General features: G+C 65.0%; 14 protein-coding genes. 11 read left to right on the forward strand and 3 right to left on the reverse strand.

The window, feature by feature from the left end; all coding sequences use genetic code 11:
- Positions 1-30: 30 nt before the first annotated feature.
- Positions 31-1,098 carry an HNH endonuclease signature motif containing protein gene (locus M3G14_RS05055; RefSeq protein WP_259925139.1) on the reverse strand — a complete coding sequence of 356 codons (1,068 nt, stop codon included), beginning with the start codon at positions 1,096-1,098 and terminating at the stop codon, positions 31-33.
- A gap of 98 nt (positions 1,099-1,196) precedes the next feature.
- A complete protein-coding gene (locus M3G14_RS05060; protein WP_259925142.1) occupies positions 1,197-2,624 on the reverse strand; it encodes a mechanosensitive ion channel domain-containing protein in 1,428 nt (475 codons plus the stop codon).
- Between the two features lie 371 nt (positions 2,625-2,995).
- Here M3G14_RS05060 and M3G14_RS05065 point away from each other — a divergent pair, with 371 nt between their 5' ends.
- From M3G14_RS05065 to ilvC, 3 genes are all read left to right on the forward strand, one after another.
- The gene (locus tag M3G14_RS05065; protein ID WP_396122196.1) at positions 2,996-4,816 is read left to right on the forward strand and encodes an acetolactate synthase large subunit; all 1,821 of its coding nucleotides are present in this window, start codon (positions 2,996-2,998) and stop codon (positions 4,814-4,816) included.
- Complete coding sequence (gene ilvN / locus M3G14_RS05070; protein ID WP_259925148.1) at positions 4,817-5,338, forward strand: acetolactate synthase small subunit; 522 nt, start codon at positions 4,817-4,819, stop codon at positions 5,336-5,338.
- 101 nt (positions 5,339-5,439) lie between these two features.
- Positions 5,440-6,453, forward strand: a complete 1,014-nt coding sequence (gene ilvC / locus M3G14_RS05075; RefSeq protein WP_259925298.1) for a ketol-acid reductoisomerase — start codon at positions 5,440-5,442, stop codon at positions 6,451-6,453.
- Between the two features lie 75 nt (positions 6,454-6,528).
- Here the strand turns inward: ilvC and M3G14_RS05080 are convergent, their stop codons facing one another.
- Positions 6,529-7,014, reverse strand: a complete 486-nt coding sequence (locus M3G14_RS05080; RefSeq protein ID WP_259925150.1) for a hypothetical protein — start codon at positions 7,012-7,014, stop codon at positions 6,529-6,531.
- Positions 7,015-7,212: 198 nt separating this feature from the next.
- Between M3G14_RS05080 and M3G14_RS05085 the strand changes: the two genes are divergently transcribed.
- The 8 genes from M3G14_RS05085 to M3G14_RS05120 all read left to right on the forward strand — a co-directional run bounded on the left by M3G14_RS05085 (position 7,213) and on the right by M3G14_RS05120 (position 17,672).
- The gene (locus M3G14_RS05085) at positions 7,213-8,106 is read left to right on the forward strand and encodes a cation diffusion facilitator family transporter (RefSeq protein ID WP_259925151.1); all 894 of its coding nucleotides are present in this window, start codon (positions 7,213-7,215) and stop codon (positions 8,104-8,106) included.
- A gap of 21 nt (positions 8,107-8,127) precedes the next feature.
- Positions 8,128-9,897 carry a DUF262 domain-containing protein gene (locus tag M3G14_RS05090; protein WP_259925152.1) on the forward strand — a complete coding sequence of 590 codons (1,770 nt, stop codon included), beginning with the start codon at positions 8,128-8,130 and terminating at the stop codon, positions 9,895-9,897.
- A complete protein-coding gene (locus tag M3G14_RS05095) occupies positions 9,881-10,741 on the forward strand; it encodes a hypothetical protein (protein ID WP_259925153.1) in 861 nt (286 codons plus the stop codon). Before M3G14_RS05090 ends, M3G14_RS05095 begins: the two co-directional genes overlap by 17 nt.
- An 86-nt stretch (positions 10,742-10,827) precedes the next feature.
- Positions 10,828-12,411, forward strand: coding sequence for a phosphoglycerate dehydrogenase (gene serA, locus M3G14_RS05100; protein ID WP_259925154.1), 1,584 nt, complete (start codon positions 10,828-10,830; stop codon positions 12,409-12,411).
- A 119-nt stretch (positions 12,412-12,530) separates the two neighbouring features.
- A complete protein-coding gene (locus M3G14_RS05105; protein WP_259925159.1) occupies positions 12,531-13,547 on the forward strand; it encodes a 3-isopropylmalate dehydrogenase in 1,017 nt (338 codons plus the stop codon).
- Positions 13,548-13,676: 129 nt separating this feature from the next.
- The gene (locus tag M3G14_RS05110; protein ID WP_259925161.1) at positions 13,677-15,182 is read left to right on the forward strand and encodes a cell wall-binding repeat-containing protein; all 1,506 of its coding nucleotides are present in this window, start codon (positions 13,677-13,679) and stop codon (positions 15,180-15,182) included.
- A gap of 41 nt (positions 15,183-15,223) precedes the next feature.
- The gene (locus M3G14_RS05115; protein ID WP_259925162.1) at positions 15,224-17,098 is read left to right on the forward strand and encodes a DUF294 nucleotidyltransferase-like domain-containing protein; all 1,875 of its coding nucleotides are present in this window, start codon (positions 15,224-15,226) and stop codon (positions 17,096-17,098) included.
- A gap of 1 nt (position 17,099) precedes the next feature.
- Positions 17,100-17,672 (forward strand): exonuclease domain-containing protein, encoded by a 573-nt coding sequence (locus M3G14_RS05120; protein WP_259925163.1) that lies wholly within the window; start codon positions 17,100-17,102, stop codon positions 17,670-17,672.
- The last annotated feature ends 33 nt before the right edge of the window (positions 17,673-17,705 follow it).

The raw sequence follows: 17,705 nt of genomic DNA on the forward strand, positions 1-17,705 counted from the left end.
CAGGGGTGCTGGCGCTTTTCGACGCTCCGCTTACCCCGGTGGTCCTGTTGCTGGGGTGTGTGCAAGCCGGGCGTGTCGGCGTGCGGGGTCGGTGTGGTGTGTGCCTCTGGGTGAGAGGTAGCCTTTGGGGCTTTGCCACATGATTTGTCCGCCGACGCGCTGCATCCGCCCGCGTTTCGGCCGCCCGTTTTGCCGATTGTGATACGTACACAACCAGCACATATTCCCAATCTCGGTCGCCCCGCCTTTCGACCACTCCGTGATGTGGTGCGCCTCGGAGAACTCCGCCGGCTGGTTGCACCCCGGCCACGCACACGTGGTGCCATCCGCGCTCATCAACGCGCGCAACTCACCGCTCGCGCGGCGCTCAAGACGCACCGGGTAGAGGTTCACCGGCCCATCCGTGGCGGAGATCAAAGCGATATAGCCGGTCGCGTGCAGCTTCCGGTTGACCAACTGCGCACCAGAAAGCCACTCACCATTAGTCAGCTCCACCTCGACTTCGCCGTCGCCGCGCATGCGCCACTGGGCGAAGTCGCCGATGTCCATATTCAGCACCGTGGTCAACGCAGCGTCCCCACCCGTGCTGCGGGTGTTGTTGAGCCAGGCTTGCGGGTCGTTGTTGGCAGCCCGGTAGACCGCCAGCACATCCGTGGTACGCCCGGTGATGTGCACCGTCGACCACCCTTGGTCGTGGAAGGTCACCGTGGCCTTCGGTACGCGCGGGGCCGCAGGTGTGAGTTGCTTTTTCAACGCTTTCGCCCGGTTGATCACGCGGCGCATGTCGCCTTGGGTTTCGCATAAGGTTTGGCGGTAGTGCCACCGGTCTGTATCCGTATCCAGTGAGCGTGAGGAGCGTGCGATGTAGGCCAGGGTGTCGAGGCGGTGCTCGTTGTTGCGTGCTGCGGCCACACACGCCGCCTGCGCCGCTTTGTTGCGCACCGGGCCGAAGAAGACTTCAGCGGCACCACAAAGTTGTTCGGCGCGGTCTGGGTCCATGCCGCGGGCAACGAGTTCGTCGACGCTTGCCGAGGCCGCGTCGGCAACGATGGCGATGCCGGCGCGGTCCTGTGCGATCAATGCGTCTACGAGTGTCATGCCACCCACGATAACCACCCGTGAGCTGCACAAACAAGCACATGTGAGAAGTATTGCACTTTCAGCCCAAAACGGAACCGACAGCGCAAAACGTGCGTCTAATAGAGATCGGTTGTTTTAGCGGCTGGCTCAGTGGGCTGTGATTCTGCGCTTTGCGGGGTTGCCTCGGAAGAAACCTCGGTCGTGCTGGGGACAGGAGCGTTGGTGGACGGAGGGGCCGAGTACGTGGGTTGCTCAGTTGCCTGCTCGCTGGGGTAGTTGGTCTCGCTGGCGTACGTCGGCGTTTCTGGCGCGTAGCTCGGTGCCACGGGGGGCTCGGTTGCGGAGGAAGTGGTACGGGCTGGCGGCGCAAGGAACCCGCTGTTGGCGTCGCTGTCCTCGCCTGGCTGGACCATAAAACCCCGGACGATGAGCAGTACAGCGAAGACCACAAGCAGTGCGAAGGTCGAGACGCGCATGAGCCCCTCGAGTAGGCCCTTGGGCTGGGGGTCGGCAGTGCTTTCCTCCACGACTTCCTCTGTTTCCTCCGTCTCTTCGGGGGCGAAGACGCGGGTGGCTGGTTGCTGTGCCGCTGGGTCTTCCTCCGGAGGCCGAGTCGGGTGTTCGGCGGGTTCTACCGCCGGTAGTACTGTCGTGGCTGTTGTGCGGGTGGTCAGCTCGGGGGTGAGCGTGCCGTCGATAGCCGCGGCGGAGCCGTACTCATCCCAGAACTCGTTGAGGATAGCGAGGCGGATGGCGCGCTCGACCATCCATTGGCTCAAGGGCTCAACCTGGACCATAAACCGCATGTCCACGGTCCACGGCGATCCGACGGTGGCGGGAGGGTGGATGTCCACAGCGGGGTGGACCTGCAGTTCTGCCTGCACCTTCGGGGCGATCTCCGGGGCGGCGAGCGCCTTTCTGGTGGCGCGCTCCGAGCGGGCAACCGCTTCTTCGGCTGACGACGAGCCAAGCAGCGGCACGGGGATGACTACGAGTGCGTTGGACCAGTAGTTGGACTGGTTGATGCAGACGCGCGCCGTAGAGTTGGGGATCGAGATCGTTGCCTGCTCGATGGTGCGGATTTGCGTGGCGCGCATGGTTAGCTGGATCACGTCGCCGGAGACATCGACACCGTTGCCTTGGAAGGTGACGTAGTCGCCGACGCCGTACTGCTTTTCGGTGAGGATGAAGAACCCTGCGAGGAAGTCCGCAATGATGTTCTGCGCGCCGAAACCGATGGCAGCAGAGACAACGGTGGCGGGGATCGCCGCGCCGGCGAGCGAGAAGCCAATCTGCTGAAGCGCGAAGATGAGCAGCAAGAAGTAGGCGAGGATCTCGCCGACGTAGACAGCCGCACCGACCAGCGCGAGGCGCGTCTTGCCCTCTTCGGGGTCGGCGCTTTTCGCGACTTGGCGCTCGAAGTAGCGGTTGATGAACCTGCCGGCGCGCGGAACGAGCAGCGCGGCCACGAGAAGGAGCGCGAGGTTGATGCCGGTCTCGGCAATCCAGTGCCACCACTGGAGGAGGATGTACTTGAAGGGCATAGTCCAGTCGAGTGTAGTCCTTCGGCCCGTTGAGGCTCCCGCGAAAAGCCTGCCAAATCGCCCCATGGAGTGAGACGTGAATTTTAATCAGTGAAATCGCCCCTCACGCCGCGGTCGTTGTGTAAGGTGAGCCACATGATCAATCGGCGACTAGTAGTACGAATTCCCACGCGGCGCTTGCCGTAGCGGGTTCGTTTTTCTACGCCGCTGACAACAAGCGCCCTCGACAGCACTCGTGCTGGTTCGGGGGCTTTTGTTTTGATCGACCCTCTGACCGACATCTTTCACCCAAGGAGCTTGGAATCGTGGCAGCCTCACAGGAGCCCCCGACAAAGAACTCGCAACCGGCCTCGCCAGTCGCGCCGGAGCGTATGACAGGCGCGGACGCGGTAGTGCGGAGCCTCGAGGAACTAGGGACCCGGGTGGTCTTCGGGTTGCCGGGTGGTGCGGTGCTGCCGCTTTACGACGCCCTGTTTGCCGCCAAGAAACTGCGCCACGTCCTCGTGCGCCACGAGCAGGGCGCCGGCCACGCCGCCGAGGGCTACGCGGTTGCCTCCGGCGAGGTCGGCGTCTGCCTGGCCACCTCGGGGCCGGGTGCGACGAACCTGGTCACCGCCATCGCGGATGCCTACCTGGACTCGGTGCCGATGATCGCGATCACCGGCCAGGTCGGCTCGCCCCTGATCGGCACCGATGCCTTCCAGGAGGCCGATATCCGCGGCATCACCATGCCAATTACGAAGCACAACGTCATGGTGACCAACGTCGAGGACATCCCGCGCGCCATCGCTGCTGCGCACCACCTGGCTACCACGGGCCGACCCGGCCCGGTGCTCGTGGACATCCCGAAGGACGTCCAGTCCGCGGAGTTCGAGTTCTCCTGGCCGCCGGAGGTCGACCTGCCCGGCTACAAGCCGAACGTCAAGCCGCACAACCGGCAGATCGCGCAGGCTGCAAAGATGATCGCGGCCGCAAAGCGCCCCGTGCTCTACATCGGCGGCGGCGTGGTCAAGGCGGGTGCCCACGAGGAACTGCTCGCGTTCGCGGAGCGGACCGGCGTGCCGGTGGTGACCACCTTGATGGCGCTCGGCGCGTTCCCGCAGTCGCACCCGCTGTACATGGGCATGCCGGGTATGCACGGCTCGGTGCCGGCGGTCGGCGCGCTGCAGGAATCCGACCTGCTCATCGCGATCGGCACGCGTTTCGACGACCGCGTCACCGGCGACACCTCGACGTTCGCCCCGCACGCAAAGACGATTCACGCCGATATTGACCCGGCGGAGGTGGGCAAGATTCGTGAGACGGATGTGCCGATCGTGGGAGATGCGAAGCGAGTCCTGGCGCAGCTGACTGAGGCGTTTCGGGATGAAAAGAGGAATGCGCCGCCGTCGATAAGCGAATGGCTCACGCGCTTGAATTCGCTGAAGGAGCGCTTTCCCCGCGGCTACGACCCGCAGCATGACGGTAAGCTGTCGCCGCAGTACGTCATTGAGACGCTGTCGAAGACGGTTGGGCCGGACGCGATTTATGTCTCTGGCGTGGGCCAGCACCAGATGTGGTCGGCGCAGTTTATCGACTTTGAGAAGCCGCGGCACTGGATCAACTCTGGTGGCCTGGGCACGATGGGCTTCTCCATCCCTGCTGCGCTCGGCGCGAAGGCGGGCTGCCCGGACAAGGAAGTCTGGGCGATCGACGGTGACGGCTGCTTCCAGATGACCAACCAGGAGCTGACCACTGCCGCGATGGAGGGCTTCCCCTTCAAGGTCGCGCTGATTAACAACGGCAACCTCGGCATGGTGCGCCAGTGGCAGACGCTGTTCTACGACGGCAACTACTCCCACACCAAGCTCGGTGGGGAAGAGGTCTACGTGCCGGACTTTGTCAAGCTTTCGCAGGCGCTGGGTGCGGAGGCGATCCGCGTGACGAAAGAGGAAGAGGTCGTGCCCGCGATCGAGAGGGCGCGTGCGATCAATGACCGCCCGGTCGTCGTCGAGTTCATCGTCGGCGAGGACGCGCAGGTGTGGCCGATGATTTCGGCCGGCGCGTCGAATTCGGACATGCAGTACGCGCTCGGCATGCGCCCCTTCTTCGATATGGAGGAATCCGCGGGCGAGACCCCGGAGGCGATCAGCGAGACCATCGACACGCTCGACAACCAGCCCGCAAAGCAGCCCGCACAGGAGGAAAAGTAAATGCCACAGCAAGATCCCATTACCCGCAATACGCTTTCGGTGCTGGTGCAGGACGTCGACGGCATTATCACCCGCGTGTCGGCGCTGTTTACGCGCCGTGGCTACAACCTGGTCTCGCTGGTGTCCGCGAAGACGGAGACCGAGGGGATTAACCGCTTGACCATCGTGGTGGATGCATCCGAGTACGCCATCGAGCAGATCACCAAGCAGCTGCACAAGCTAATCCAGGTGATCAAGGTGCTGCGCTTGGAGGATGACTCGACGGTAGCGCGCCAGCTCTTGCTGGTAAAAGTTGCCACGACGAATCAGAACCGTCCGCAGGTGGTGGACGCGGCGAATATTTTCCGCGCTCATATCGTGGACGTGTCGCCGGAGTCGGTAGTCATCGAGGCTACTGGGTCCTCGGAGAAGCTCAAGGCCTTCCTTGAGCTGATGGACACCTTCGGCATCAAGGAGCTGGCGCGTTCCGGCAACATCGCGCTGAACCGCGGTCCGAAGACAATGGCACCCTCGAAGGGCTAGTCGCTCGCTTTTCGACGCCACGTTTACCCCACAACCCACGGCACTTGTGCCATAATATGAAATAGCTGTCTCATAGAATAGGAAAGGTGAGTGTTTCACTCATGGCTATTGACGTCTTTTACGACAACGACGCAGACCTGTCCATCATCCAGAGCAAGAAGGTCGCCATCATCGGCTACGGCTCCCAGGGCCACGCCCACGCGCAGAACCTGCGCGAGTCCGGTGTTGAGGTCGTCGTCGGCCTGCGCGAAGGCTCCAAGTCTGCGGCGAAGGCGGAGGAAGCCGGCTTTGAGGTCAAGACCAACGCGGAGGCCGCGAAGTGGGCAGATGTAATCATGCTGCTGGCCCCGGACACCTCCCAGGCCGAGATCTTCCGCAACGACATTGAGCCGAACCTGAAGGACGGCGACGCCCTGTTCTTCGGCCACGGCCTGAATATCCACTTCAAGCTGATCGAGCCGGCAGACACCGTCACCATCGGCATGGTCGCACCGAAGGGGCCGGGTCACCTGGTGCGCCGCACTTACGTTGACGGCAAGGGCGTGCCCTGCCTGATCGCCATCGAGCAGGACCCGCAGGGCAGCGGCCGCGAGCTCGCCCTGTCTTACGCCACTGCCATCGGCGGTGCCCGCGCCGGCGTTATCCCCACCACCTTCGAGGCCGAGACTGTCACCGACCTCTTCGGAGAGCAGGCCGTGCTCTGTGGTGGCCTGGAAGACCTCATCATGAAGGGCTTTGAGGTGCTCACCGAGGCCGGCTACGAGCCGGAGATGGCCTACTTCGAGTGCCTGCACGAGATCAAGCTCATCGTCGACCTCATCTACGAAGGCGGCCTCGCCAACATGAACTACTCGGTGTCCGACACCGCGGAGTTTGGTGGCTACCTCTCCGGCCCGCGCGTGATCGACGAGGGCGCGAAGGACCGCATGCGCGACATCCTCAAGGATATCCAGTCCGGCGAATTTACCAAGCGCCTTGTCGCCAACGTTGAGGGCGGCAACAAGGAGCTCGAGGACCTGCGTGCCAAGGTTGCTCAGCACCCGATCGAGAAGACCGGTGCGCAGCTGCGCGACATGATGAGCTGGGTGAAGAACCCGCTCAACGAGACCGCGTAAGTGGTGTAAGCGGCAAAACGGCCGCCGCGAGGAGCAAATTCCTCGCGGCGGCCGTTTACGTGGTGGGAAGGCGGCTTAGTTCTCGCCGTTGACTGCGTCGGCAGCCTCGCCAGCCTTGTCGCCGACAGCGTCGGTCGCGCTCTCGACGGCATCGCCCGCCTGCTCGGTGAGGTCTGCACCCTCCGCGTCCTCAGCGTCCTCGGTACCTTCAGCGTCCTCTGCGCCCTCAGCCGGGGTTTCCGCGGCCTCGCCGTCGTTGCCCACGGTGACGGTCTCTTCGCTGGTCTCGGTGGCGACCGTCGAGGTTTCGGTGACCGCTGCGTCGTCGCCATCGCTGTCGCTGTCGCTGTTGAACAGGCCAAGCAGCAGCCAGACCAGCAGCAGCGCGACCAGGATACCCAGCAGCCACTTCCACCAGCCGCCGCCGTTGCCGCCTGCGGCAGCCTCGGTCTCATCCGCGGTCACAGCGGTCGAACCGGCGGTCTCGCCGGGGGTGGTTGCCGGCGTAGCCGGTGCCTTGTCGTGCCTCGGGTCGTTCGGGTTCGGCTGGGAAGTGGTCATGTGCGTGTCCTTTCATCTATGTCGTCTCTGCGCGGCTGCGCCTTTGCGTGTGTACACGAAAAAGCGTACCAATTTGGCCGCGCGGGCATTGTGCAGCCTCCCAGACTAACAAACTTTGCCCGACTATGCCCGAACCCGCCCGCTGAGAACCGTTTTCATTTAGTTGTCATTAGCGGACGACGGCCGTACGCTGGACACATGGCACACGAGCACCATCACGACCACGATCACTCACGTACCCCGCTGGGTGCGCTGGTTGGCGCGCTCACCATTACCGGCACCGTCTTTTTCGCGGAGCTCATCGGTGGCTGGCTGGCGGGATCGATGGCGCTGATGGCCGATGCGATGCACATGCTTTCCGACGCTGCGGGGCTGATTATTGCGGTGATCGCGGTGTTGGTTGGGCGTCGTCAAGCTTCTGCGCAGGCCACCTACGGCTACCGCCGCGTTGAGGTGCTGGCGGCGCTGGTCAACGCAGTGTTGGTGCTTGGCATCTCGGTGTGGATCGTCGTTGAGGCGGTGCGCCGCCTGCGCAGTCCGGCCGACGTGCAAGGCCAGACGATGCTGGTCATCGCGGTGATCGGCCTGGTTGCGAACGCGCTGTCCGCCTGGGTGCTGCACCGGCATCGCGATGCGTCGATCAACGTCGAGGGCGCGTTTTTGCATGTCCTGGTGGACCTGCTCGGTTCGGTGGCGGTGATTGTGGCGAGCATCGTGGTACTAACAACCGGTTTCGTCGCTGCGGATGTGATCGCCTCGCTGGTGATCGCGGCCCTGGTGCTCCCGCGGGCATGGCAGCTGATGCGGCTGTCGGCAGGCGTGCTGCTCGAGCAGGTTCCGGCAGACTTCGACGCGAGCACGATAGGCCCGACCCTGCGGGCATTACCGGGGGTGGCCGACATCCACGACCTGCACCTGTGGAGCCTGGACGGCGTCAGCGTGCTCGCCACCGTGCACCTTGTCCGCGATGGCAGCGTCGCCGAAGGCCCGCTTCTCGACGCCGCGCAGCAGGCCCTCCGCGGCCACGGCATCGAGCACTCGACCATCCAGATCGAACACCCGGAGCACGAATCCCACGAGAAGGTTTGCTGATTCTGCTCTAGTGTTGGAGCCATGGGATTTACCACGCCGAGCTATTCCTTAAAAGACCTCTTCGCCCGCGCTGAGCGCGGCGAATTGCAACTGCCCGATTTCCAACGCGAATACATCTGGGACGTCGACCGCGTCCGCACCCTCGTGACCTCTGTACTGCGCGGCTACCCGGTCGGTTCCTTCCTCGCCCTCGACACCCGCAACGCGCCGATGCGTTTTCGCCCGCGCCCGCTCGAGGGGCTGCGCCCTGATGATTGCGAGCCGGGCCTGCTGCTTCTCGACGGACAGCAGCGCCTTACCTCCCTCTACCACGCCTTCAAGGGCGACGGGGTCATTCCGGCCGTCGACTACCTCGGCCGGCGCATCGAGCGCCGCTTCTTCGTCGACGTGCGCGCGGCGGTGTCTGCGGATCCGATGCCAGTGGAATCCGTGTTTGCGGTAGACCTCGATGGCAAGGTCCGGTCCCACTTCGGTCCACAGATCGAAGGCGGGATCACCTCGCGCGAAGACATGCTCGCCCACGGCGTGGTGCCGATTTCAACGCTGCTCTGGAAGGAGGGGGCCGACCTGCTTATCGACCTGGCCGCGGAATCGGATGACCTGGAGATGCGGGAGGCGGTCAAGGCGTTCCAGCACGGCGTGCTGCGTTGGCTGCCGGCCTATGACGTACCGGTGATCCGTATCGACCGCGAAACCTCGCAGATCGGCGTCGGCCAGATTTTTGCGCACGCGAATTCCGCCGGGGTGCAGATGGACGTTTTCGAGCTGCTCACGGCCGTGTTTGCCTCGGAGGATCCGGAGTTTCACTTAAGCGAGCACTTCGCGCGTCAGGAGGCGCGCCTGCGTGAGTATCCGGCGCTGGATAACATCGGCCGAATTGAGTACTTGCGTGCGCTTTCCCTGCTGCTTACCTGCAGGAAGGGGCACGCGGTGGGGCACCGCGGCGACATTTTGAACATCTCGCTCGACGAATACCTCGGGCACGCAGCGGAGCTGACCGACGCGTTCGTTGCTGCGGCAGAGTTTTTGGCAGAGCGGCGGATTCTCGCGGTCGACCAGGTGCCCTACGCTGCCCAGATCGTGCCCCTGGCGACCATCCTGGCTCGGCTTGCTGAAGACCCGGAGGTGCTGGAACGGCAAGAGGCAAAGGACCGGCTCAACCGGTGGTTCTGGTCGGGGGTCTTCGGCGAACTCTACGGCGCGCACGCGCCGTCGATCCGCGCAGGTTTAGACGTCACCCAGGTCACCCCGTGGGTGCGGGGAGAGACCGACGAGGTGCCGCGCACGGTTACCGACGCCACCTTCGCCGAGTCCCGCCTGCTCACTGCGACCGCGGAAAGCGGGGTGTACCGCGGCCTTTACGCGCTGCTGATGGCCCGCGGTGCGCTGGATTGGCGCACCGGGAAGCCATTCACGCGTGAGACGATCGGCGAGCTGCTCCCACGCTTCCACACCGTCTTCCCACGCGAGTTCTGCCTGGCCGCGGGCGCGGACGAACAGCTGGCGGATTCGGTGCTCAACCGCACACCAATGGGCAGGCGCACGGACGTGGTGATGGAAAACAACGAGCCGAAGCGTTACCTGCCGCGCCTGCAATCAAAATCGCTGATGGACGACGCGGAGTTCGACGCGATGCTGCAGGGGCACGAAATCCGCCCGGCAGACCTCTTGCACTCCGACTGGGAAGGCTTCATTGACTACCGGCGCGAGCGCTTCGTCGGCATTATTGAGTACGCGCTGGATAAGGCCGTTGTGCGGGACCTTTGCGAGGGCGATGGCGGCACGGATTAGGGCGCGCGGCGTCATCGGAGTGCTGTGCGCGTGCGCGCTCGCGCTAGGCGGGTGCGCCGAGGACGCGACGGAATCGCCGCTGGAAAAGGCGCGCACCGCGAACCAATCGCGGCACGTCGCCGCGTCCTTCGACGACCGTCCGGTCGTGCTCGACGACACCAATGGGTTGGTCAGCTCCGAGTATTTCTTTGAGACATCGGAAACGCTGGTGGTGACGGATCCTACGCCGGAGGCGCAGCTGCGCGCGGCTTCGATAGCTGCATACGCGCACGCGCCGCTGCTGGTGTACGACGCGCAGCACCACGCGCAGGTGATTCAGGAGATTCAGCGGCTCAAGGCACACACCGTGCTCACCGTCGGTGACGTGCCTCTCGCCCCACTTTCCGGCGCCGTGCGGATCAATCGCGACCCGGGTGGGTTGGAGGCGCTTGGGGCGATGACATCGGTGCGCTTCCGCGAACGCGCGGTACAGGATCCGGCGCGAGCGCAGCGCGCGGTGGCGGAGCTTGACACTTCGCGCCCGACCTGGCTGAACGCCTCGTGGGCGCAGCCAGTGGTCAAGCCGAACGCGAAGGCGAGGCCTTTCCCCGTGCATTCGCGTCGGGACGCGGGCATGGCACCGCAGGTGGTGGCGACGGGGGAGTCCTCCATTGCCGCGATTGCGAATGCGCGCTCGTTTGGGGCCGCGGTGGTATACGTGGACGATCCGGACCCGCGGGCGTCGGAAAGCACTTTGCTCGCGATGGCTGGGTTGGAGGACGCTCCGCTGGTGCTGCTTGGCACGCAGTTTGGCCGGGCGATTGATATTCCGGGGCGTATTATGCAGGCCGAGGAAAATTATTAATCGAGATTGGCAGACAGCGGCGGTTTTTCGGGCTACACTGACGCGCGTACCTATTGAGATATTGAAATGCACAGGAGTCGATCCCAGTGTCCAAACCGGTCGTGCTGATCGCTGACAAACTGTCCCAATCCACCGTTGAAGCGCTCGGAGACGCAGTCGAGGTCCGCTGGGTCGACGGGCCGAATCGCGAAGAACTCCTCGCCGCGGTCCCGGAGGCTGACGCGCTGCTCGTTCGCTCCGCAACGACCGTCGATAGCGAGGTGATTGCGGCCGCCAAGAACCTCAAGATCATCGGCCGTGCGGGCGTGGGGCTGGACAACGTGGGCATCCCCGCCGCCACCGAACGCGGCGTGATGGTGGCGAACGCCCCGACCTCGAATATCCACTCCGCCTGCGAGCACGCCATCGCGCTGCTGCTTTCCACCGCGCGCCAGATTCCCGCGGCGGATGCGACGCTGCGCGAAGGTGAGTGGAAGCGCTCCTCGTTCAAGGGCGTGGAGATCTTTGGCAAGACCGTCGGCATCGTCGGCTTCGGCCACATCGGCCAGCTGTTTGCCCAGCGCCTGAGCGCGTTCGAGACCACCGTTATTGCGTACGACCCCTACGCCAACCCCGCGCGCGCCGCGCAGCTTGGCGTGGAGCTCGTCGAGCTGGAGGAGCTCATGGGCCGCGCCGACTTTGTCACCATCCACCTGCCGAAGACGAAGGAAACCGCGGGCATGTTCAACGCGGACCTGCTGTCGAAGGCCAAGGAGGGGCAGATCCTGATTAACGCCGCGCGCGGTGGTCTGGTGGATGAGCAGGCGCTTGCCGACGCCATCGTGAACGGCCCGATCCGCGGCGCCGGCTTCGACGTTTACGCTTCCGAGCCGTGCACCGACTCGCCACTGTTCGCCCTCGACGAAGTTGTGGTGACCCCGCACCTGGGTGCCTCCACTGTTGAGGCGCAGGACCGCGCGGGCACGGACGTGGCCGACTCGGTGCTCAAGGCGCTGGCGGGCGAGTTCGTCGCGGACGCGGTCAACATCACTGGTGGTCGCGTTGGTGAAGAGGTGGCTCGCTGGCTGGACCTGGCCCGCAAGCTCGGCCTGATTGCGGGCGAGCTGCTGGACGAGGCCCCGGTCTCGCTGAAGGTCACCGCCCGCGGCGAGCTGTCGACCGAGCAGATCGACTCGCTCGGCCTGTCTGCGGTGCGCGGTTTGTTCTCCGGCATCATCGATGAGCCGGTGACCTTCGTCAATGCTCCGCAGATTGCCGAGTCCCGTGGCCTGACCTACTCGGTGGAGACCCAGACCGAGGCGCGAGCGCATCGTAGCGCACTCGAGGTGCAGATCGTTTCCAGCAGCGGCGAGACCGTGACCGTGACCGGCGCGCTGACCGGCCTGGAGGGCGTGGAGAAGATTGTCCGTATCAACGGCCGCGGCCTGGACATGCGCGCCGAGGGCCGCAACCTCTTCTTCCGCTACACCGATGCGCCGGGCGCGCTGGGCACTGTGGGCTCCAAGCTGGGCGCGAAGGGCATCAACATCGAGGCTGCGGCGCTGACCCAGGCGTCGAAGGGCGATGGCGCGATCTTGATCCTGCGCGTCGAGTCCGAGGTACCGGACGAGCTCGTTGATGAGATCGCTGACGCACTCGGGGCATCTGCGTTGCAGGTGGTGCTGGACTAGGACCACTGGCGATTTCGCCACGCCCCCGCGCCAAAAAATGTGGTGCGGGGGCGCACTTTTGCCTGCGTGTGCTGCTACACTCACAGGCAAGTCCAACAGGTGAGAAAGGAATCTCAAAAATGAAGATCGCAGTGATTGGCGGCGACGGCATCGGCACCGAGGTTATGGCAGAGGGCCTAAAGGTGCTGTCCGCGGTGCGCGACGACGTGGAAACCACCGATTACGACCTCGGCGCGCGCCGCTACCTGCGCAACGGCGAGCTGCTTACCGACGCCGACCTGGACAGCCTGAAGGAACACGACGCAATTTTGCTGGGCGCGATCGGCGACCCGGCCAACGTCCCCGCAGGCGTGCTCGAACGCGGCCTGCTGCTGCCGCTGCGTTTCAAGCTGGACCACTACGTTAACCTGCGGCCCTCGCGGTTGTACCCGACGTCGACAAGCCCGCTGGCCAACCCCGGCGACATCGATTTCGTGGTGGTTCGCGAGGGCACCGAGGGCCTCTACGCCGGCAACGGCGGCACCCTGCGCCAAGGCACGGTGCACGAGGTGGCCTCCGAGGTCAGCCAGAACACCTACTTCGGTGCCGAGCGGGTGGTGCGCTACGCCTTCGAGCTGGCGATGACGCGGCGCAAGAAGCTCACCCTCGTACACAAGACGAATGTGCTGGTCAACGCTGGTGGCCTGTGGAAGCGAGTCGTTGACGAGCTGTCGCAGGAGTTCCCTGAGGTGGACGTAGACTACAACCACATCGACGCGGCGACGATCTACATGGTCGACGACCCGGCCCGCTACGACGTGATCGTGACCGACAACCTCTTCGGCGACATTCTTACCGATCTTGCCGGCGCGGTCACCGGCGGCGTCGGCCAGGCGTGCTCGGGCAACATCAACGCGGTAGGCGAGTTTCCCTCCATGTTCGAGCCGGTGCACGGTTCGGCACCGGACATCGCTGGCCAAGGCGTCGCCGACCCGTCGGCGATGATCCTTTCCGTGGCCATGATGCTGCGCTTCTTGGGCGACGAGACCAATGCCGCGCGCATCGAGGAAGCGGTCGAAGCTGACGTGGCCTCGCGCGGCGACGGCCCGATTTCGACGCCCGAGGTCGGCGACCGGATTGTTGCCGCGCTGGCGTAGGCGCTGACCCAGCATGCCCCGCGAAATGCGGGGCATTTTGTGTTCTTAGGGAAGTCGGACGACGTCTCGCGGCGGCGGCACCGTAGACTTGTGAAAATCATGTGACCGCAAAGAAAGGTGCCCGACAGTATGCGATTGCACACCACCCGCGCCAGGGTCGTGAGTGTTTGCGCGTTGATTGCCGCGCTCATCATGGCCGTCCTCGGTTTCAGCGGCGCGCTCGGCGGCCTCAAGGGCGTGACCGGCGCATCCGTGGCCGAAGGGCAAGGCCAGCGGCTCGAGACCGAGGGCTCCGAGGTCATCGCGGATGCAGACGGCACCGGAGTCGAGGTGTCGAAACGGCTCTTTGCATCCGCCGACGCGGTCGTGGTGGCGGGCCCACAGCGCGAGGATCAACTCAGGGGTGCGGCAGTCGCGACAGAGCGCGGGGTGCCGATGCTGACGCGGTGGCCGAACACCGAGGCGGCCGTCGATGCGGAAATCGAGCGCCTCGGAGCCTCGACTGTGATCGAGGTTCCGAGCGAGGACCCGGAGGTCGCCGACACCGAGCCCGCGGCAAGCGACGCACCAGAGCGCGACGTCGCGGCGATCGCCGGCCTCGAGGCAGCACAGCCGCTCGACCTTGCGCTGCCCCCGATGCTGGCGAGCCCCCAGACTTCCCGGGCAGCGGCGGCGACCGCCCGCGCGGCCGGCGCCGATATCGAGGTGGTGGCGGCGCCGGACCCGCGGGCGACGTCGGCAAGCATGCGCACAGTGGCTGAACAGGACACGCTCGCGCTGGGCCGCCAGTGGGGCACGACTGAGAAGTTTCAGTCGCGCATCGCGCTTGCAGACAATGGCGAGCTGCCCGGTGGCGGTGGCCTGGTGTTTCCGGGCCGACGGATGATTGCGCTGTACGGGCACTCTTTTGCACCCGAGCTCGGTGTGATGGGTGAGCAGCCACCGGCGGAGGCCGCCGCGCTGGCGAAGGAGTACGCGGGGAAGTACCAGGCGTTTTCCGAGGAACCGGTGGTCCCCGCGTTCGAGATCATCGTGACGGTCGCATCGAACTCGCCGGGCGAGGACGGGGACTACTCCAACGAAGCCGACGTGGCTTCAGTCGTGCCGTATATCGACGCCATCACGGAGGCGGGTGGTTACGCGGTGATCGACCTGCAACCGGGCCAAGGCGACTTTATGCACCAGGTCAAGCTGTACGAGGAGCTGCTGAAGCGGCCCAACGTCGGGCTCGCGCTCGATGCCGAGTGGAAGCTTAACCCGGGAGAGGAGCCGCTTTCGCGCGTCGGCTCCGCAACCGCCGAGGAGATCAACGTGGTGGCCGACTGGCTCGCCGCCTTTACCCGCGAGCACAACCTGCCCCAGAAGGCGTTCGTGCTGCACCAGTTCCAGCTGGGGATGTTCCCTGACCGGGAGAATATTCGCACCGACCACGACGAGCTGGCGTACATCCTGCACGCGGACGGGCACGGCTCCCCGGGCCAGAAGTTTGAGACCTGGGACCTGTTGCGCAAGGACCTCGACCCTGGTTTCCACATGGCGTGGAAGAACTTTATCGACGAGGACGAGCCGACCTTTACCCCCGAGCAGACGTTCAACGACGTTGCACCCAAGCCCTGGTTTGTGAGTTATCAGTAAAAACGCCACGCGTGTGGGACGTCTCACGCTAGTGTTGGGGCATGAGCGTCGAACTTGAAGAGCTAAGCGGCTTTCTCGCCCAGCACGAGCCCTTCTCGCATCTGCCGGCCGAGGAGCTGAGCGCTCTGCCGGCGCAGATGCGCCTCACCTACGTGCGGCGCGGCACGACTGTCGTGGGGTTGGGGGAGGCCAACGATACGCTGCACATTATCCGTTCCGGCGCGGTCGACATCATCGCTGCGGACGGGCTGTTGCTCGACCGTCGAGACGCGGGCAAGAACTTTGGCTTCTCCACGCTCGTCGGCGCGCGCGAGTCGCAGTACACCATGACTGCGGTGGAGGATTGCGTGCTGCTTCTTTTGCCTCGCGAGCCGTTTACGGCGTTGCTTGCCGCGCACCCAGACCTCGAGCGTTTCTTCCAGACGGCCTCGCGCCGCGTGGCAGCCGCCGCGGAGGACGTGCGCGACTCCGGCTCGGGCCAGGTGCTGCGCACGAAACTGGCGGAGATTATCCGTGGCCGCAAGCTGCACACTATTGCGCGAGCGACGCCGATCGCGGAGGCTGCGGCGGCGATGGATCGCCACCGAGTGACCTGCCTGGTTGTCGAAGCGGGGGAGAACGAGGTGGGCATTGTCACCGACCGCGACTTGCGCTCGCGCGTCGTCGCCGCGCGCGTGGACCCGGATCGGCCGGTGTCCGAGATTATGACCTCGCCGGTGCGTACTCTCGCTGCCTCCGCGCTGGTCTTCGAGGCAATGCTGCTGATGGGCGAGGTGGGCATCCACCATTTGCCGGTGGAAGACGATGACGGCATCGTCGGGGTGGTGACGTCTTCGGACATTATGCGTCTGCTCCAGGCGGACCCGATCTACCTGGCCGCCGACGTTGAGCGCGCCAGCTATGCAGAACTCGAGGGCGCTTTTGGGCGGGCCGCCCAAGTAGCTGCGCGTTTCTTCGAACGTGGAGCCTCGGCGAGCGAGGCGCAGCGCATCCTCACCTCTATTGCCGACGGCGTGGCGAAACGCTTGTGCACGCTTGCGGTGGAGCAGCTGGGGCCCGCACCTGTGCCCTTCGCATTCGTGGCGGTCGGCTCCCAGGCGCGACGGGAGATGGGGCCGGCCTCTGACCAGGACAACGCGCTCGTGCTTGATAACAGGTACGACCCAGCTGCGCATGGGGAGTATTTCGCAGCGCTGGGGACCTTCGTCTGCGAGGGACTCGCGCACGCCGGCCAGGCGCTGTGCCCCGGCGGAATGATGGCCGCCAACGACGCGTGGCGTATGACGCAGGCGCAGTGGGAGCGCACCTTCCACCACTGGGTCACGGCGCCGGAGCCGGACGCGCTGCTGCACGCGCAGGTATTTTTCGATTTCCGTACCATCTTCGCCTCCGACGCCGCGGCGAAGCACGCAGCGCGCGAGGTACACCACAGCGCGCTGGCCTCGGCGCGCGGCTCGCGGCGCCTGCACACGCATCTTGCGGCTTTGGCGACCTTCCGCGAGCCGCCGATCGGGTTCTTCCGTGGCCTCGTCGTCGAGCGCAGCGGGGATTATGCGTCCACCCTCGACATCAAGCGCGGCGGCACCGCGGCGGTGGTGCAGATGGCGCGCCTGTACGCCATCGTTGCGGGGGTGGGGGAGGTGGATACTGTGGCGCGCATTGGGGCGTCGCAGAGCGTGCCGGGCGCAATTGTTTCTGCGAAGGGTGCGGAGGACCTGCTCGGCGCGTACGAGTACCTGTCTGACCTGGTGATGAAGCACCAGTCGCACCAGCTGCGCGCCGGTGAGCGGCCAAACTACCACATCGATCCGAAGCAGCTGTCCGAGCGTGACCGCGCGGCGCTACGGGATAGTTTCCGCGTGATCAAGTCGCTGCAGAACGCGCTGGCGAACACGTATCCCGTGCAGGCGGTGTGAGATGTTTGGCTTCGGCTCGCGCGCGACGCGCAGATCGCTTGACGACGGGGCGCTGCTGGCCGTCGACGTCGAAACCACCGGCCTGAAACCGGGCCGCGACGCGCTCGTCGCCGTCGGCTGGGTGCCGGTCAATGGCAAGGAGATCGACCTGTCTGGCGCACAGTACCACGTGCTCGCTGGCGCGCAGGTCGGGGAGTCGGCCACCGTCCACGGCATCACCGACGACGAGGTCGCCGCCCGCGGCGAAGACCCGGCGGCGGTGTGGGAAGCGTTTGCGCAGGCTATCGAGGGAAGACGGCTGCTTGCGCACTTCGCGCAGATGGAGACGGGCTTCCTCGGCCAATTGCGCGCCCAGGTGCAGGGAAAGCGTTGGAAGATTCACGATTCCGAGGTTGTGGATACGATGACGATGGAGCGGCGCCACATGGAGCGCATGGGCACGTATCCGCGCGGCGAGGACCTGCGGTTGCCGCGGGTGCGAGAGCGCTATCGGCTGCCGCGCTACACCAATCACGGCGCGCTCACAGACGCGATAGCATGTGCTGAACTTTACCTAGCGCTGGTCAGTGAGTGATGTATCACTTGCCGATACGCTTCGGTATGCTCT

It is taken from the genome of Corynebacterium sp. p3-SID1056 (assembly GCF_025152525.1).
Taxonomy (GTDB): Bacteria; Actinomycetota; Actinomycetes; order Mycobacteriales; family Mycobacteriaceae; genus Corynebacterium.

Bases quoted from the DNA above. Each gene is read 5' to 3' on its own strand.
- M3G14_RS05065 (WP_396122196.1), top strand. From the start codon at position 2,996: ATGACAGGCGCGGACGCGGTAGTGCGGAGCCTCGAGGAACTAGGGACC.
- M3G14_RS05115 (WP_259925162.1), top strand. From the start codon at position 15,224: ATGAGCGTCGAACTTGAAGAGCTAAGCGGCTTTCTCGCCCAGCACGAG.
- ilvC (WP_259925298.1), top strand. From the start codon at position 5,440: ATGGCTATTGACGTCTTTTACGACAACGACGCAGACCTGTCCATCATC.
- ilvN (WP_259925148.1), top strand. From the start codon at position 4,817: ATGCCACAGCAAGATCCCATTACCCGCAATACGCTTTCGGTGCTGGTG.
- M3G14_RS05055 (WP_259925139.1), bottom strand. From the start codon at position 1,098: ATGACACTCGTAGACGCATTGATCGCACAGGACCGCGCCGGCATCGCC.
- M3G14_RS05085 (WP_259925151.1), top strand. From the start codon at position 7,213: ATGGCACACGAGCACCATCACGACCACGATCACTCACGTACCCCGCTG.
- M3G14_RS05110 (WP_259925161.1), top strand. From the start codon at position 13,677: ATGCGATTGCACACCACCCGCGCCAGGGTCGTGAGTGTTTGCGCGTTG.
- M3G14_RS05090 (WP_259925152.1), top strand. From the start codon at position 8,128: ATGGGATTTACCACGCCGAGCTATTCCTTAAAAGACCTCTTCGCCCGC.
- M3G14_RS05080 (WP_259925150.1), bottom strand. From the start codon at position 7,014: ATGACCACTTCCCAGCCGAACCCGAACGACCCGAGGCACGACAAGGCA.
- M3G14_RS05120 (WP_259925163.1), top strand. From the start codon at position 17,100: ATGTTTGGCTTCGGCTCGCGCGCGACGCGCAGATCGCTTGACGACGGG.
- M3G14_RS05060 (WP_259925142.1), bottom strand. From the start codon at position 2,624: ATGCCCTTCAAGTACATCCTCCTCCAGTGGTGGCACTGGATTGCCGAG.
- M3G14_RS05105 (WP_259925159.1), top strand. From the start codon at position 12,531: ATGAAGATCGCAGTGATTGGCGGCGACGGCATCGGCACCGAGGTTATG.
- M3G14_RS05095 (WP_259925153.1), top strand. From the start codon at position 9,881: ATGGCGGCACGGATTAGGGCGCGCGGCGTCATCGGAGTGCTGTGCGCG.